Annotated in this window: 16 protein-coding genes and 1 riboswitch; of the genes, 13 read left to right on the forward strand and 3 right to left on the reverse strand. The window is 43.7% G+C overall.

Annotated elements, in window-relative coordinates:
* Positions 1-562: 562 nt before the first annotated feature.
* Entirely contained in the window at positions 563-1549 is a 987-nt protein-coding gene (locus JNO66_RS09320) for a nuclease-related domain-containing protein (RefSeq protein ID WP_203087974.1), read from the reverse strand.
* Between the two features lie 154 nt (positions 1550-1703).
* Between JNO66_RS09320 and JNO66_RS09325 the strand changes: the two genes are divergently transcribed.
* The 6 genes from JNO66_RS09325 to JNO66_RS09350 all read left to right on the forward strand — a co-directional run bounded on the left by JNO66_RS09325 (position 1704) and on the right by JNO66_RS09350 (position 8338).
* The gene (locus tag JNO66_RS09325) at positions 1704-3242 is read left to right on the forward strand and encodes a BCCT family transporter (RefSeq protein ID WP_203087975.1); all 1539 of its coding nucleotides are present in this window, start codon (positions 1704-1706) and stop codon (positions 3240-3242) included.
* A gap of 314 nt (positions 3243-3556) precedes the next feature.
* Positions 3557-3790 (forward strand): DUF1146 family protein, encoded by a 234-nt coding sequence (locus JNO66_RS09330; protein WP_203087976.1) that lies wholly within the window; start codon positions 3557-3559, stop codon positions 3788-3790.
* Positions 3791-3885: 95 nt separating this feature from the next.
* Complete coding sequence (locus tag JNO66_RS09335; protein WP_203087977.1) at positions 3886-4647, forward strand: YwmB family TATA-box binding protein; 762 nt, start codon at positions 3886-3888, stop codon at positions 4645-4647.
* A gap of 41 nt (positions 4648-4688) precedes the next feature.
* Positions 4689-6023 (forward strand): UDP-N-acetylglucosamine 1-carboxyvinyltransferase, encoded by a 1335-nt coding sequence (murA, locus tag JNO66_RS09340; protein ID WP_203088421.1) that lies wholly within the window; start codon positions 4689-4691, stop codon positions 6021-6023.
* A gap of 147 nt (positions 6024-6170) precedes the next feature.
* Positions 6171-7208, forward strand: coding sequence for a stage II sporulation protein D (spoIID, locus tag JNO66_RS09345; protein ID WP_203087978.1), 1038 nt, complete (start codon positions 6171-6173; stop codon positions 7206-7208).
* A gap of 221 nt (positions 7209-7429) precedes the next feature.
* On the forward strand, positions 7430-8338 hold the full coding sequence (locus JNO66_RS09350) for a M23 family metallopeptidase (protein WP_203087979.1): 909 nt from the start codon (positions 7430-7432) through the stop codon (positions 8336-8338).
* A gap of 47 nt (positions 8339-8385) precedes the next feature.
* On the opposite strand, the gene JNO66_RS09355 is transcribed toward JNO66_RS09350, so the two are convergent.
* Positions 8386-9381 (reverse strand): nuclease-related domain-containing protein, encoded by a 996-nt coding sequence (locus JNO66_RS09355; RefSeq protein WP_203087980.1) that lies wholly within the window; start codon positions 9379-9381, stop codon positions 8386-8388.
* A 1370-nt stretch (positions 9382-10751) separates the two neighbouring features.
* Positions 10752-10856, forward strand: a riboswitch (guanidine-I (ykkC/yxkD leader).
* A 65-nt stretch (positions 10857-10921) separates the two neighbouring features.
* Between JNO66_RS09355 and JNO66_RS09360 the strand changes: the two genes are divergently transcribed.
* From JNO66_RS09360 to JNO66_RS09390, 7 genes are all read left to right on the forward strand, one after another.
* Complete coding sequence (locus JNO66_RS09360; protein ID WP_203087981.1) at positions 10922-11272, forward strand: DMT family transporter; 351 nt, start codon at positions 10922-10924, stop codon at positions 11270-11272.
* Positions 11259-11573: a DMT family transporter gene (locus JNO66_RS09365; RefSeq protein WP_203087982.1), complete on the forward strand. Its 315-nt coding sequence runs from the start codon at positions 11259-11261 to the stop codon at positions 11571-11573. Before JNO66_RS09360 ends, JNO66_RS09365 begins: the two co-directional genes overlap by 14 nt.
* A 138-nt stretch (positions 11574-11711) precedes the next feature.
* Positions 11712-11999, forward strand: a complete 288-nt coding sequence (gene spoIIID, locus JNO66_RS09370; protein WP_143846942.1) for a sporulation transcriptional regulator SpoIIID — start codon at positions 11712-11714, stop codon at positions 11997-11999.
* Positions 12000-12223: 224 nt separating this feature from the next.
* On the forward strand, positions 12224-13228 hold the full coding sequence (gene mreB / locus JNO66_RS09375) for a rod shape-determining protein (protein ID WP_203087983.1): 1005 nt from the start codon (positions 12224-12226) through the stop codon (positions 13226-13228).
* An 18-nt stretch (positions 13229-13246) separates the two neighbouring features.
* A complete protein-coding gene (locus JNO66_RS09380; protein ID WP_203087984.1) occupies positions 13247-14047 on the forward strand; it encodes a flagellar hook-basal body protein in 801 nt (266 codons plus the stop codon).
* 27 nt (positions 14048-14074) lie between these two features.
* The gene (locus JNO66_RS09385) at positions 14075-14887 is read left to right on the forward strand and encodes a flagellar hook-basal body protein (protein ID WP_203087985.1); all 813 of its coding nucleotides are present in this window, start codon (positions 14075-14077) and stop codon (positions 14885-14887) included.
* 31 nt (positions 14888-14918) lie between these two features.
* Positions 14919-15275, forward strand: a complete 357-nt coding sequence (locus tag JNO66_RS09390) for a DNA-directed RNA polymerase subunit beta (RefSeq protein WP_203087986.1) — start codon at positions 14919-14921, stop codon at positions 15273-15275.
* Between the two features lie 385 nt (positions 15276-15660).
* Here the strand turns inward: JNO66_RS09390 and JNO66_RS09395 are convergent, their stop codons facing one another.
* On the reverse strand, positions 15661-16446 hold the full coding sequence (locus JNO66_RS09395; protein WP_210340822.1) for a hypothetical protein: 786 nt from the start codon (positions 16444-16446) through the stop codon (positions 15661-15663).
* Positions 16447-16448 lie beyond the last annotated feature (2 nt).

Here is a 16448-nt window from a genome sequence, read left to right on the forward strand (position 1 = left end):
AATGTAGAATAAGGAAAAAACTGCCTGTGAGGGCAGTTTTTTTTGTTTTGGGGGTGGGGGGAGGAGAGGGGATGCATGTGATGGAGCAGAGATCGATGTGATAGGAGAGGGGATGCATGTGATGGAGCAGAGATCGATGTGATAGGAGCGGGGATGCATGTGATGGAGCAGAGATTAATGTGATAGGAGCGGGGATGCATGTGATGGAGCAGAGATTGATGTGATAGGAGAGGGGATGCAAGTGATGGAGCAGAGATTGATGTGATAGGAGCGGGGATGCAAGTGATGGAGCAGAGATTGATGTGATAGCCCCGGGGATTCATGCGATGGAGCAGTGATTAATGCGATAGCCCCGGGGATCCATGCGATGGACCACAAATTAATGCGATAGGACCACAAATCCATGCGATGGAGCAGAGATCAACGTGAACCGCCACGAAAATTGATGAGATAGCTCCCGGAACTTATCCCAGGTTACTCTCTGGTCTGCAAACCGCATTAAATACAATGTGTTGCAACACATATGCCTCTGCCACATGTTAAATACAATCTCAATACTTTTTTACTTTAATCTAAGTGGAATAGTGAGATGGTAATAACAATGCTTATTTTTGTGTGTTCGTTTTACATCAAGTTTTTTTAATAATTGGTAGGCAACGGCACTCGAATCAATCTGCAAGTAGTCCCTTAATTCTTGATTAGATATAGTCGGTTTGATAAGAAGATAGTAGTCTTCCAGCGCTTGTACATAGGCTGTTTTCGAATTTTTATTACAGTGTGTACAAGTCCACCGTCCACTTTTGGATTGTCGAATCATATGTGGCTTATTACATTCAGAACAGAACACGCCTTTAATAAGATTCTGAGGGTGGAGATTGTACAATTCAAGGATAGAAGAATAAAGCGGGGTATGTGATTGGACTAACTTTTCGGCCAGTTTTCTATAAGTAGAAGGGGGCAGTTGTTTTCTTCCATTATGGCTGAACTTCTTAGAAATCTTCTCAAGTCTTGGGACAATTCCCTCTGCATGAATCACTCTACTTAAAGATTGTTTCCCCTCTTCTGTTGATTGAATGATTGTTGAAGGGTTTGAAAATACCACAAGTGATTCGATTGGAATTAGTGGGAAGCGTCGAGCCACTAACCACCCCGAAAGTTGACTTTGTTGCCGCCAAATCTGATTCAGTGGATTAGGCATAACAACCTCTTCGCCCTTCCACACCCGCACCATTTGTCCCAACTCGTCCCGAAACTGAAACCGCCCGACCATATTCTTCACCTCTACAATCACCAGAACATGCGGCGTCACCACCAGGCAATCGATCTGAAAATAAAAACCATTTTCTCCACGCAATCTCAAATCGTGCAGTACCTCAAACTCCTCGCCTTGCAAGAAGCTTAGATGATAATCCAAATTCTGCTCACCTCGATAGCCAGATTCATACAAATTCAGATCTTCCTTAAGTTTAGCGGGCACGGCGAGCATTCGCCTTTCAATGGCTCTTAATTGCTGAAGTTTCCACGGAATAACTCTTTCTTTCAAGGTCATACTAAAAGCACCTCTTTCCCTTTTTACATAAGCTTCTTTAATATTACTTTGATAAAATTCTCCTCAATTCGACATAAAAAAGGATTCAAAATATTCATTCGGGGTAAGTATGATACGATGGTTGCTTATTACGAAAATCAACTGGAGGACATTCATGAATCGCAGAGATTGGAGTAAGACGAAAGAGATGTTGAACTGGCCAGTGTTCCTGATTAGCGGGGGATTGTTGCTGGCATTTGTCTTATTCTCTTTATTTAATGTAAGTTGGACGTCGAAATATGTAGATGCTGGGTTTGATCTAGCAATTCGATATTTTGGTCCGTATTGGCAAGTTTTATTGATAGCTACGTTTTTAGTAGGCGCCTACATTGCTTTTTCTTCGAGTGGTAATGTGGTGTTAGGGAATTTGAAGAAACCGGAGATGAGTTTTTACAAATATTTAGCCATTATTGTAACGACTGGACTCGGTGCAGGTGGGGTGTTCTGGGCTGCATCAGAACCGATGTATTATTTTATCGATATGCCACCAGTATTTGATGGAATTGAGAGTGGGACACAAGCCGCTGTTGCCCCGGCGCTCGCTCAAAGTTTCTTATCCTGGGGATTCACCGCATGGTCGGTGTATGGTGCCATTAGCTGTATCGTGATTATGTATGCCCATAATCATCGAGGCATGCCACTAAAGCCGCGCACCTTGCTTTATCCGATATTCGGAGAAAAGATTAAGAATAGTGCCTGGGGAACGGTAGCAGATGTTGTCTGTATTATCGGAGCGGCCGCTGGAACCATTGGTCCGATTGGATTTTTAGGGTTACAAGTGAGTTACGGTGTCAATGTGCTGTTTGGTTGGCCGAACACATTTATGACACAAGTGATCATTATACTAGCATTAAGTTCAGTAGTTCTGCTTTCTACAATCACTGGTATTGAAAAAGGAATTCAAATTCTTAGTAGTCTTAACGTACGAGCAGCTTTAGTTATTGCTGTGATCTTACTCGTATTTGGACCAGGTGGGTTCCTTGTAGATTCATTTATTTCATCCACAGGATTCTATTTAAACGAATTCGTAACGATGAGTACGTTTAGAGGCGATAATGCGTGGTTAGGATCATGGACCTTGTTTTTCTTTGGCTGGTTTATTGGATTCGGTCCGCTTGTTGCTTTACTAGTTGCTCGCGTATCACGTGGACGTACCATTCGAGAAATTTTTCTTGTGGTCGCTGTATTAACACCAATTATCACAAACATTTGGTTTACAGTGCTTGGAGGAAGCGGAATTCATTATGAGTTAAACAATGCAGGTAGTATTAGTGGACCACTTTTTGAAAATGGTCTACCAGCAGCCATCATTGCGATTGCTCATCAGATGCCATTCGGTACAATTATGCCGTTTGTCTTCTTATTACTTACTACGTTGTTTGTTGTAACCACTGTTGATTCAATGTCTTATTCACTCGCAATGAGTGTAACAGGAGTGGGCAACCCTCCTAAACCTGTGCGTGTATTCTGGGCTGTCATTATGGCGGTTATTGCCATTATCTTAATAAATATTGGTGGCGGAGGAATTGGAGCCTTGCAATCATTTGTTGTAATTGCAGCTGTTCCTGTATCCATTCTAATGCTGCCACTCCTTTGGCACGCACCTCGTGTTGCTAGAATTCTTGCAAAAGAACAAGGCTTCATAAAAAAATAGGATCAAAAAAGGCGATGTGACACCTGTTCACACGTCTTTTTTGAATTTTATGATTAAATATAAGGACTTTAGGGTAACAGAAGAGAGGGAAGATAGTCACGTTTTTTGTGTAAAGAAACAGAGCGTGTCTCATTTTGTCAACTTTTAAACATTATTTTAGAATTCAACAAAGAATTGATGTAGCTTTTTTAGAAGAATTCCGTTATAGTTGAGTGTGGATTGTTTCATCATATAATCCATTTTAAACACTTGCTTTAACATGTACGGCAAATAATCTTACAGCGATTCATTCTGTAAGAAAAGGAGTTTTGAAGGTGACTGATGGTTTTGGGCAGGACGCACTGATTCAGATTGTTGTGAATCTTATGTTCCTGGGGCTATCCTGGTGGGCATTGCAAAGCTTTCGGTTTGATCTGTTTGTAAGGGAACCAAAAGGACCCCAAGCAATTATGCTCAGACTACTCACAGCTCTAGCACTTGCATACCTAGTAAGCCGCTTTTTTCTTGATTACCTTCAAGCATCGAGATTGCTTCAATATTTGTGGTAATGCTGTCGAAAGGTGACTCTAACTTCCATGTATGCTTAGCCTTGTAACGGTCAAACTGTTAGTAATAACAGTTTAACGAAAAAGGGGCGGTTTTCATGGGATGGATGAAAGGTCTGTTGAGCTTACTTATTATGTCTTCTGCAGTGGTGTTTTATACTAACTCGGACAATACGCAAGCTGAACGGGACATTCAACCAATTGAAACGATCCTCGAACTAGTTGAATACGGTGAAATGGCTCTGGGTTTTTGGCAGGTGCTTGCAAGAGACGTCCAAGGAACAATAGAATCAGAAAAAATGTTCCAAGAACACGTACATAAGCTTCGTGATCAGCTTGAGGGCTGGAACCAAACGTATTATGATACTAGCGCAACAGAATGGACAGCTGAGTTTCAATTGACTTCTGAAGGTGGAGTAACGGAATCCATACGTTTGATGGCGTACCCGGAAAACGGAACCCATACACTGGCTTCCACGTATAAATTAGTTGGTACACGTGCGACTGATTGGCATACATACAAGCTGGAGGAGCAATTACAAGATCGCTTGCTGCTATTTTCAATGGACACGGCATCGCTTTTTACACAAGTACAAGGCACGCAGGATGCCCTTACTAACAAAAATGATTCTCTGTTGGATCAAGCTCATGTGTACATGGAAAAACTTGATGCAAAAGAGGTAGAAGCACTAACAGAAGAAACGTTTGTCTCGGTATCCGCATATACTACTGTGTGGAAGGACCAACTGAATACAGGAGACCAAACGATGAATGTCCAGATTGCTCTGAGAAGTGATAAAGCTTTGGGCGAAGGGACAACTGTGACAATAGGAACGCCTATTATTACGACTGAATATTGATAATATAGAAGAGACAAAAACTTGACGCGGAGGGGACTATGTTGGAAAAAATTATTGTCCGAGGTGGCAACAAGCTACGCGGATCCGTCAAGGTAGAGGGCGCAAAGAACGCTGTATTACCTGTGATCGCTGCATCTATTTTAGCTGAAGAGGGTACTGGTGTGATTCACGAAGTACCGGCACTCGCTGATGTATATACAATGAAAGAAGTATTAAAGAATCTAAACGCTGATGTAACGTATGAGAACGGAAAGTTTATCGTTGATGCAACAAAAGAACTCGCAACAGAAGCACCTTTTGAGTATGTTCGCAAAATGAGAGCTTCATTCCTTGTAATGGGACCTCTCCTCGCGCGCGTTGGAAAAGCACGTATTGCTCTTCCAGGTGGTTGTGCAATTGGATCAAGACCAATTGATCAACATCTAAAAGGCTTTGAAGCAATGGGCGCAACGGTAGAAATCGGAAATGGATTCATTGAAGCAAGCATTGATGGTCGCTTGCAGGGAGCTAAGATCTATCTTGATTTCCCAAGTGTAGGTGCGACTGAAAATATCATTATGGCTGCTGTTCTAGCTGAAGGAACAACAATCCTTGAAAACGTGGCAGAAGAGCCTGAGATCGTTTGTCTTGCCAATTACCTAAATGCGATGGGTGCAAAGGTACGTGGAGCTGGTACTGGAGTGATCCGCATTGAAGGTGTAGAAAAATTAGTAGCTGCTGATCATACAGTGATTCCTGACCGTATTGAAGCAGGTACATTCATGGTTGCAGCAGCAATTACTCAAGGTGATGTAATTGTAGAAGGAGCTGTAGCTGAGCACTTACGTCCACTTATTGCGAAGATGGAAGAAATGGGCGTAGAAATCACTGAAGTAGAAAATGGGCTACGTGTTGTAGGACCTGAAAAGCTTAAAGCAGTAGATCTTAAAACAATGCCTCATCCAGGGTTCCCGACAGATATGCAAGCACAAATGATGGCTCTTCTTTTACAAGCAGAGGGTACAAGTGTCATCACAGAAACGGTATTTGAAAACCGTTTTATGCATGTTGAGGAATTCCGTCGTATGAACAGTAACATTAAGATCGAAGGACGCTCCGCAATCATTTCTGGACCAAACAATTTGCAAGGTGCTGAGGTCGCATCAACCGACTTACGTGCGGGAGCTGCGCTTGTTATTGCAGGATTGGTCTCAGAAGGAGTTACTCGAGTAACGGAACTTAAGCACATCGACCGTGGATACGTGAACCTTGCAGGTAAGTTAGCTGCATTAGGTGGAGACGTAGAGCGTGTAGAAGAAGTGCAGGAAGTTGTCGAAGAAGAAGCAGTTGCTCTTGAAGAAACAGCTCCGTTAACACTTAATACGTCTACAAACTAGGTTATTGCCTAGGAAATGATACCAAACGACAGCATTTTTTAAGGAATAGAGACATTCATCTCGGTGAATGTCTCTATTCTTTTCGTTCTACTTGTCTTTTAAACAACATACGATAAAGAGTAGCGTTAGTTTAGTGGCAATGGAGGGATGCGTTTGAAGCGGTTTGCTTGGTCGTTTGTTATATTGTTTGTCGCTGTATTGATAATCCCTTCTGTAATGGTTGCGTTTTTCTCAGAAGATGGACCATCAATCAGCGCAGCAACAAAAGAAATAAAGCCATCGGGGGACGAAACTGTGGATAAAGAAGCTGAAGAGGTTGCTTCTACCATTGAAGTCGGGGTGTTTCGCAGTAAAAAGAACGTGGTTGAGCAGGTGCCTCTAGAAGAATACGTTGCAGGGGTCGTATCATCAGAAATGTCGCCTTCTTTTGAAATGGAAGCTTTAAAAGCTCAAGCGCTGGCAGCACGAACATATATTTTAAAGCAAATTCTGAGTAGTGAAAGTACAAAAGTACCAGAGGGCGCCATTGTGACGGACACCATCACACATCAAGTATATCAAGACCAAGACGAACTTCGGGAGAAATGGGGACAAGACTTCGAGAACTATAACAACCGAATCAAACAAGCAGTAAACGAGACGGCTGGTGAAATCCTAACATACGAAGACGAACCCATTTCGGCCCAATTTTTCTCCACAAGTAATGGATATACCGAGAACTCAGAGGACTACTGGAGTAATCCAATTCCTTATCTTCGAAGCGTAGAAAGCCCTTGGGATCAGGATTCTCCGCGTTTTACAGCTAAAAAAGAAGTAACGGATGCTGAATTTCAGCAAAAATTAGAGGTCAGTCTGCCATCTGACGGCACGATTGCACCAATCACAGAACGAACAAACGGTGGAAGAGTGGCTTCTGTAACAGTTGGTGAGAAAAAGCTAACTGGGCGTGATGTTCGTGAAAAACTAGCCCTAGATTCCTCGGACTTCACCTGGACACGAGCAAATGGTGTGGTAACGATTGAGACAAAAGGCTGGGGACACGGCGTTGGAATGAGCCAATATGGCGCAGACGGTATGGCGAAGGACGGAAAAACGTACGACAAGATTGTCGAGCATTACTATCAAGGCATTGAAATCGCAGGAATCAATCATTTTGCAGAGAAGGTCACAGCCCGTTTAAAGTAATCCACAGGACAAAGTCTGGATTCTTAGGAGTTTTAAGGATCTAGGCTTTCTTTTCTGTGGATAAAACTACTGAATTGGGGAAAAGTCTGTGGATCTGTGAATAAGTCTGTTGATTAGTAGAGGGAGAAAGAGCCCTGCTACGAAAAGAATCTCAAAATTTTTTTCACACCATGTATATATTTCTAGCAATCTGTTCAGAATGGTTGCTGAGGTGATGAGAAATGAAAGAAGATAACAATCGATCTTCTAATAACGAAAGCAAGTGGTCAAATGCACAACGAATCTTACGTAAACGCTGGGTTTTGCCAGCAGTCTATCTAGTAGCAGCAGCAGGTATTCTTAGCTCCGTCTTTTACTTCCAAGGTCAAAACTTAGGAACACCACTAGAGCAAGAGGGTACGGAAGAACCAACGAACGATTTTCAACTAGGCTTTGATCCAACGGATGAAGAAGCAGTACCAGTTCAATCAACATCAGAAGTCGTAGCACTACCAACACTTGATGATTCAAAAGCAGAAATCATTGGACACTTTTACGATGAATCTGCATCAGCTGAAGAGCAGCAAGCATCACTTGTTTACTACAGCAACACGTACCGCATGAACAAAGGGGTAGACTTTGGAGCAACATCTGAAGAAGGCTTTGATGTCATTGCATCCCTAAGTGGTAAAGTAACAAAAGCAGCACAAGACTCTACACTTGGAAATGTTGTTGAAGTTACGCATGATGATGGATTTAAAACGCATTATAGCAGCTTAGCAACACTTTCAGTTGAAGAAGGCGACACTGTGAACCAAGGCGACAAGCTAGGTGCAGCAGGACGTAACGTTTATAACGAACAAGCCGGCGTACACGTACACTTTGAAATCCGTGACAGCGAAGGCGAAGCATTAAACCCAGAAGACTTCTTCGGTGAAAAGCTTGAACAAGCGAAAGACTCAGAAGATGCTGAAGCAGAAGCTGAAAAAGAAACACCAGCACCTGAACAAGGCAAAGACGAAGACGCTGACAAAGAAAACGCCGATAAAGAAGATGACAAAGAAGACGCTGACAAGTCTAAGGACTCAGATGATAACGCAACGGATCAAGACCAATCAGGCCTTGTACCAAGCGAATCTTCTAACACTTAAATCTCCCATAAATACCACTGTAATCCATAAGGGTTGCGGTGGTTTTTTTATGGCATGCTGAGTGGATACATTAACTCATAGCGCCTCGCACGAAACTCACCAACACGAAGAAGAGAAAGCTTATTCACCAAATCATACGCCTGTTGCCGGTTCGACGTTTGCAGGAACGCATGAATCTCACTTGTCGACACACGTTGATTTAATAGAAGGAAATAATCTTCTAGAGCCGAAAGATGCGCGTGCTTAGATGAAATTAAGCAATCAGGACAAAACCATTTCCCAACCACCACCCCTCGCATTAATGTTGGACGCTGGCACGACGGACAATACACTCCGGAAATAATGGTCGTAGCAGAAATACGAAAATCATGAAGAACATCAGAAGAAGGAGGAGGAACATGCATGTGGATAAGCTGTTGAGTGAGCTTGTCGAGCCCACTATCAGTTAAATAATCCTTTGAAAACGTAGACTGAAGACTCTCAACCTTTGAAAGAAGCGCGGGAGCCGTAACGACTTGTTTAAGCATCTGGAGATTGTTTGGAGTAGAAACGATTTTTGTGGAGGGATCACTAAACACAACTAGCTTCGCAATCGGCAGGAGCGGCCAATTATTTGCAGTTAACCAGTCTCTTAGCAGCAGCTTTTGCGTCTGAATCTGTAGAAGAGGATTTGTGAGGATTTCATCATCATGTGTAGTAGACGTACGATAGACCTGATAGGTATCAGGATCAAAATAAATAGAGCCCGAGTAATTTTTAACCTCTAGTATCGCGATAAATGACTTACTAACTAAAAGCGTATCAATCTGAAAATATGACCGATTCGACCCAAGCAACCGAAGATCATGAAGCAAAAACATCTGAGGATCATTCATAAAACTAAAATAATAATTGAGCGACTGCTCCCCCTGATACCCAACCCTCCGACGAACCAGCTCCTTCTTAATATTAGGCACCTTCTCGTGCTGATTCGGGATACGCCTTAAAAGCGCCTCAAGCTGCGCAATCCGAACAGGACGTTTTCGTTCCTTAAGAACAATCAAACCATCAACTCCTTTCGTTAAGTAGTATTCTATTCAGGAAGGTGAATCCCTTTAAAACGAGCGAGAAATTTTGCGATGTATGGAAGGAATTTTGAGGCTGAGCTGGTTAGTAAGAAGAAGAGGGGCCATATCAAGAAGAAAGAGCCCAATACCAAGGCCGGCGCAGGCCATACCAAGAAGAACCCCACCCAAACCAAGAACCTCAAAGGACATAAGGAAAAAAATGAACATTTTTTATGTTAGTAAGAACTTCTGAGGCAACAGCAAGAAGAACGGCAAAAAGATCAAGAACCTAGACCCATTACCAAGAAGAATCCAAAATTCATCAAGAAAAAGCGGGGGTCCAATCAAGAGGAGAGGGTCGATAGCAAGAAGTGCAGTGACCATACCAAGCTCGGCCCCTCCATACCAAGAAGAAAGAGCCCAACACCAAACCCGGCGCAGTGCACACCAAGAAGAATCCTACCCAAACCAAGAACCTCCACTGACATAAGGAAAAAAATGAACATTTTTTATTTTAGTAAGGACTTCTCAGGCAAAAGCAAGAAGAACTGGAAAAAGATCAAGAACCTAGACCCCTTACCAAGAAGAACACAAAAGTCATCAAGAAAAAGCGGGGGTCCAATCAAGAAGAGAGGATCGATAGTAAGAAGTGCGGGGACATTACCAAGCTCGCACCCTAGATACCAAGAAGAAAGAGCCCAACACCAAGCCCGGCGCAGGCCACACCAAGAAGAACCCCACTCAAACCAAGACCCTCCAAGGACATAAGGAAAAAAATGGCCATTTTTTTATGTTAGTAAGGACTTCTGAGGCAAAAGCAAGAAGAATGGCAAAAAGACCAAGAACCTAGACCCCTTATCAAGAAGAACACAAAATGAATCAAGAAAAAGCGAGGGTCCAATCAAGAAGAGAGGGTCGATAGTAAGAAGTGCGGAGTCCATACCAAGCTCGCTCCCTCGATACCAAGAAGAAAGAGCTCAATACCAAGGCCCGCGCAGTACATACCAAGAAGAATCCCACCCAAACCAAGAACCTCCAAGGACATAAGGAAAAAAATGAACATTTTTTATTTTAGTAAGGACTTCTGAGGCAACAGCAAGAAGAACGGGAAAAAGACCAAGAACCTAGAGCCCCTACCAAGAAGAATCCAAAAGTCATCAAGAAAAAGCGGGGGTCCGATCAAGAAGAGAGGGTCGATAGCAAGAAGTGCGTGGGCCATACCAAGCTCGTCCCCTCAATATCAAGAAGAAGGAGACCAATACCAAGCCCCCCAGCACCAACACCAAGAACTACCGCACACTTACCAAGAACCCCCTCTCCACCAACCCATTGATCTCCCCGCTATCCTACGTTATAATAGCCAGATATAAAAAGCCCCCTAGGGTTCCGCTGTTGCCACTGTGCTGCAGGTCTGGTCCGAGAGGGGGCGCACAGCTCAGGCTGTGACACGGAGGGACAAAAGCCCGGGAGATGATTGCACGCGTTATACGTGCGGATCTTCCGGGCTTTTTCGTGTGTGGAGAGAGGAGAGAGTAGGATGAGAAATTGGATGTTATTAATCATCGGGGCCATGTTTGAGGTGGGCTGGGTGATGGGATTAAATAAGGCGACGTCTGTTTTTGAGTGGAGTCTCACGATTTTGGCAATCATCTGTAGTTTTCTGCTGCTGATTCAGGCGACTAAGGTGCTTCCGGTGGCAACGGCGTATGCGGTGTTTGTGGGGCTGGGTACGGTTGGTTCGGTTGCGGTGGATACGCTGGTCTTTTCACAGCCGCTACCTGCGCTGAAGTTATTGTTTATTATCACTCTTTTAATTGGGGTGGTTGGGCTAAAGATGGTGACAAAAGAGGCCGATACAGGGAGTGTGAGCGAACATGGTATGGATTAGTTTAATATTGGCTGGTTTGTGTGAGTTATTTGGTGTAACGATGATGAACCAGTTGAAGAATAAGCCTGGCATGAAGCCGATCATCGGTTTGATCCTAGGGTTTGCGGCTAGTTTCGCTTTATTGTCTTATGCGATGAATTCGCTTCCGATGGGGACTGTATATGCGGTCTGGACTGGGATTGGAGCGTTTGGTGGAGCTTTAATTGGGATGCTTTTTTACGGGGAATCTCGTGATTGGAAAAGGGTTCTGTTCATCACAGTTATTCTTGTTTCTGTTATAGGTCTGAAGTCTGTAAGTTAATTATGATACACGTCCTGCGTCTGTTGTAAGCTCGTACACGCAGAAACCGCGCTCGTCCTTATAATAAGGTGGTATATCTATATCCACTCCCTAATAAACTGTACCAATCACCAACACAGAATTAGGGAGGCGAGTCGTGTGCATGATTACATCAAAGAGCGAACTATCAAGATAGGCAGGTACATTGTTGAGACTCGAAAAACGGTGAGGACGATTGCAAAAGAGTTTGGAGTCTCAAAAAGTACTGTACACAAGGATCTCACGGAGCGTCTGCCCGAAATTAATGCGGAGCTGGCAAATGAGGTGAAAGACATCCTGGAGTATCACAAATCGATTCGCCATTTGCGCGGTGGGGAAGCGACGAAAGTGAAGTATCGGAAGACTGTAGATGTTTCGGACCATTTAATTGTAAAATCTCGTCAATAAATTTCCCCAAAATCATCCCTTATAGAACATTATATGATAAAATCTACAATTAGGTATATAGGCCTGTCAATCTGGACTCGAGCACATTTTGAGTACCGCCCCGCGACTATGCATGTTTGCAACTTTGTAAGGGTGACTCAGTCAGATGCTGGTAAGAAGAGACGATAGCCTTTAGAAAATTGTAAATGATGACATATTGTTCGAATTATAGGGAGGAACGAATCATGTTTGGTCGAGATATTGGAATTGATTTAGGAACGGCGAACGTACTTATTTTTGTAAAGGGAAGTGGAATTGTCCTTGATGAGCCATCTGTTGTGGCTATGGAAACCTCTTCGAAAAGCGTATTAGCTGTAGGTGAGGAAGCATATCGGATGGTAGGACGTACTCCTGGGAATATTGTGGCGATCCGTCCAATGCAAGATGGTGTTATTGCTGATTTTGATTTAACTGAATCGATGCTGAAGCATTTTCTAGATAAGATTAAAGTAAGAAGCATGTTCTCAAAGCCTCGTATTTTAATCTGCTGCCCAACCAACATTACATCTGTTGAGCAAAAGGCGATCCGTCAAGCGGCTGAGCGTAGCGGCGGGAAGGATGTCTATCTAGAAGAAGAGCCTAAGGTCGCAGCAATTGGCGCCGGTATGGATATTTTTCAACCTAGCGGAAACATGGTCATTGATATAGGCGGTGGAACAACAGATGTTGCTGTTCTTTCAATGGGTGATATCGTCACCGCCTCATCAATTAAAGTGGCTGGGGACCGTTTTGATTCTGAAATTTTAACGTACATTAAAAAGCAGTACAAGCTGTTAATTGGTGTGCGTACAGCTGAGAATATTAAGAAAACCGTAGCCACCGTATTCCCAGGCGGACGTCAAGAGGAACTCGAGATTCGCGGGCGTGACCTTGTAAGTGGTCTTCCAAGAACCATTACGGTACGTACAGAAGAAATTCAAGGAGCTCTTACTGAATCAGCTTCTTACATTGTACAAGCTGCAAAAGAAGTACTTGAAAAAACACCACCTGAGTTATCTGCAGACATCATTGATCGCGGAGTTATTTTAACCGGTGGAGGAGCCCTACTACACGGAATTGATGAACTCCTTGCTGAAGAGCTTAAGGTACCAGTTCTTGTGGCAGAAGACCCAATGCATTGTGTAGCGAAGGGTACTGGATTAATTTTAGAGAACCTAGATAAAATGAGTAAGAAACGAGCTCGCGTCTAATCTGAGAGGAGAGTTGTCATGCTACGTGGTTTATACGGAGCAGCAGCCGGAATGCTGACTCAGCAACAACGTCAGGAAATGCTAACAAACAATTTGGCAAATGCCCAAACACCAGGATATAAAGCGGATCAAGCAAGCATAAGGTCCTTCCCTGAGATGCTTTTAGAAGCACGAAATGTAAATACAGTAACGGGGAGAGGGTACCAGATCGGCTCCCTTTCCACGGGTACATATATGCAGGAGGCCACTCCAAACTTCATCCAGGGATCTCTCTTAGAATCGGGAAACAGCACGGACTTTGCGTTACTTGATGGCGTGCTTCCTGAAGGTGATGCGGGTGCTCGCCCTATGCTTTTCTTTACGGTGCAAGGGGATGACGGGACACCTCGTTACACGCGCAACGGTCAATTTGCGGTTAGTGATTCTGGGCAGCTTGTGACAACAGAAGGCTTTCCCGTGTTAAACGGAGCAGGGCAACCCATTCAGGTTGAGAACGAGGAATTTTTAATCAATGAGCAAGGTACAATCACAAACTCTGAAGGTGCGAACCTTGGTCAGATTGGCATTGCCTATGCAGAAGATGCACAGACCCTTGTAAAAGAAGGAAATGGACTCTTACGCGCGGAAGAAGAGCTGCCAGCGAATGCCTTTGATTTTCAAATTCGCCAACGTTTTGTGGAACAGTCGAATGTAGACTCGAACCAGACGATGGCAGATATGATGAGTGCAATGCGTACATTTGAGGCGAATCAAAAAGTATTGCAGGCGTACGATCAAAGCTTAGATAAAGCAGTGAACGAAGTAGGCAGAATTGGCTAACACCAAGGCTCATAAAGGAGATTGTTCATGAATATTTCATCCAACATTGCATCAGTCACAATGGGACAGCTTCAAAGTAAGCTGGATACCATTTCAAACAACGTGTCCAATAGTGAAACGGCTGGCTATAAAAGAAGAGATGTGACGTTTTCTGATCTTCTAAACCAGGAATACACGAACCAACCAACGGAGGGCAACCGATTAACCCCTCCTGGCCTACGTGTTGGTTCAGGTGCAAAAATTGCCCAAACTCGTCTATCTAATGACCCGGGCATTGCGATGCAAACTGGACGAATGCTTGATTTTGCGCTTACAAACGGCTATCATTTCTTTCAGGTGGAGAGAAATGATAATGGAGGATCCGAAACAAGATTGACTCGCGAAGGAGCTTTCTTTTTAACGGAAAACCCAAACAATGATCAAGAGCTAGTTCTTGCAAACGAAAATGGCTTTTACCTACTGGATAATAACGGTGAGCGAATGACGGTTCCCTACACATTTGAATCGCTACAAATGAATTCAAATGGTCAGCTTGAAGCCATCCTTCAAGACGGGACAACAGCCGCCATTGGAGAAATCGGATTAGTTGAAGTAGAAAAACCTCAGCTGCTAGAGGCAGCGGGTAACACCGATTTCCTCATGCCTGACGGAGACAACCGAATGCAACCCATTGCAGCCTCGGATCAGCTCATCCAACAAGGAGCCCTTGAAGGATCAAACGTCGACATGGCCAAAGAAATGAGTGACCTGATGCTGACGCAGCGTCACTATCAACTAAATGCTCGTTCCCTATCCATCGCTGACGAAATGGCTGGCCTCGTCAACGGTATCCGTCGCTAATTGCAAACGTTGCTCGACTGGAGAGAGATACATGAACAAGAACCAAGAAAAGCCTCAGAAGTCCGAAAAAAAGACAACTGAAGCGCTCAAAAAACAAACCAAAGCCAAAACCATAACCCGGGCGGAAATTCGCGAAGCCAAAGCTAAGAAGAAAGCTGAACAAAAAACTCAGCAGAAGGCCGAAAAACCAGCCCGTGTCAAAAAAGGCCGGATCCGCATCCTGCCCATTTGGCTGCGACTATATATCATCCTCACCCTCATCGGTGCCTCCCTCTTCCTCGGAATGATGGTAGGCTACGGCACCATCGGAGGACAGGATCCCTTCGAAGTATTCAAGCTCGACACATGGTACCACATCGTCGACCTGATGAAGGGTGTAGAAGACTAACGCGTGCGTTAGTCTTTTTTGGTGTGTGTGGGAGGGGGAGCGGGATTGGTGGAGGGCGCGTGTGAATCGATGGGGGGAACGGGAGAATCGACGGGGGGAGCGGGGGAATCGACGGAGAGAGGACAGAATCAACAAAGAGGAGGCTGAATCAACAATGAGAGGAAAGAATCAACAAAGAGGAGGCTGAATCAACAATGAGTGGACGGAATCAATAAAGAGGAGGCTGAATCAACAATGAGAAGAAGATATCAACGATGAGTAAGCTGAATCAACAATGAGAGGAAGATATCAACAAAGAGTATACAAAATCAACAATGAGACCAATGGATCCACACCTCTGCGAACTACACCAAAAAAAGACTGCCCACCCGGACAGCCTCAACAATCATATCTCCACTTTTCTAGCAAGGTACCACCACGACAAAAAATAAATGCCTACATAAAGGAGAAAATCAAAAATTAAATTACTCACATAAGTGAAGGCTTCTGTGGAGTCTCCAGTTGTGCTGAAGGTAAAGTCGCTATCACTAAAAGAAAACTCACCTTGAGTAAAGTTAAAGTCCATATAAATGGGTCCAACCTCAAAAATGTTAAGAGGGTTATACAGAGTCAGCAAAGGATAAATGACTACGAAAAAAAAGATAATCAGACCTGCAAAGATAGGACCTTTCCAACCTCCCTCACCTTTTACCATAATTACTCCCAAGAAATATGGGAATGTTCCAAGAGTAAAATAAATTAGTAGGGCAGGAATGAAATAGATAAGCTCGCTATTTAGCACAAATTTCAGTAGATCATAGGTGCCAGTATGAATGACTGTTTGACCTATCAAACCTGTTAAAGCCCAAAGAACGAAAACAAGACTTGCTATATAAATGGTCCAGATGACGACTGATATTGTCTTACTCCAGATCTTTTTATGAACAGAAGCCGGGAGCATTAGCCAGTGAGCCACTGTTTTCATCCGCCATTCTTTCCAAATTGCATTTATGGGTAAGGCGATCCCTAAAAATAAAAATTGAGCAATAAATATAAATAGAAGAAAACCGAATGCCCCTGCGTTTACTTCCATCGCCAACAGAGTAAACCCTCCCGCAATCAACACCAACACCGCAGAATAAATCAACATCATCGGCACTTGCAATCTTAGATCACGCTTCAGTAGTGTCATGA

Source organism: Alkalicoccobacillus gibsonii (genome assembly GCF_016798245.1).
In the GTDB taxonomy this organism is placed as follows: domain Bacteria; phylum Bacillota; class Bacilli; order Bacillales; family Bacillaceae_D; genus Alkalicoccobacillus; species Alkalicoccobacillus gibsonii.

Excerpts from the sequence above, each read along its gene's own strand:
- JNO66_RS09325 (WP_203087975.1), top strand. The coding sequence starts at position 1,704 with ATGAATCGCAGAGATTGGAGTAAGACGAAAGAGATGTTGAACTGGCCA.
- spoIID (WP_203087978.1), top strand. The coding sequence starts at position 6,171 with ATGCGTTTGAAGCGGTTTGCTTGGTCGTTTGTTATATTGTTTGTCGCT.
- JNO66_RS09335 (WP_203087977.1), top strand. The coding sequence starts at position 3,886 with ATGGGATGGATGAAAGGTCTGTTGAGCTTACTTATTATGTCTTCTGCA.
- mreB (WP_203087983.1), top strand. The coding sequence starts at position 12,224 with ATGTTTGGTCGAGATATTGGAATTGATTTAGGAACGGCGAACGTACTT.
- JNO66_RS09380 (WP_203087984.1), top strand. The coding sequence starts at position 13,247 with ATGCTACGTGGTTTATACGGAGCAGCAGCCGGAATGCTGACTCAGCAA.
- JNO66_RS09350 (WP_203087979.1), top strand. The coding sequence starts at position 7,430 with ATGAAAGAAGATAACAATCGATCTTCTAATAACGAAAGCAAGTGGTCA.
- JNO66_RS09395 (WP_210340822.1), bottom strand. The coding sequence starts at position 16,446 with ATGACACTACTGAAGCGTGATCTAAGATTGCAAGTGCCGATGATGTTG.
- JNO66_RS09390 (WP_203087986.1), top strand. The coding sequence starts at position 14,919 with ATGAACAAGAACCAAGAAAAGCCTCAGAAGTCCGAAAAAAAGACAACT.
- JNO66_RS09360 (WP_203087981.1), top strand. The coding sequence starts at position 10,922 with ATGAGAAATTGGATGTTATTAATCATCGGGGCCATGTTTGAGGTGGGC.
- JNO66_RS09385 (WP_203087985.1), top strand. The coding sequence starts at position 14,075 with ATGAATATTTCATCCAACATTGCATCAGTCACAATGGGACAGCTTCAA.
- JNO66_RS09320 (WP_203087974.1), bottom strand. The coding sequence starts at position 1,549 with ATGACCTTGAAAGAAAGAGTTATTCCGTGGAAACTTCAGCAATTAAGA.
- JNO66_RS09365 (WP_203087982.1), top strand. The coding sequence starts at position 11,259 with ATGGTATGGATTAGTTTAATATTGGCTGGTTTGTGTGAGTTATTTGGT.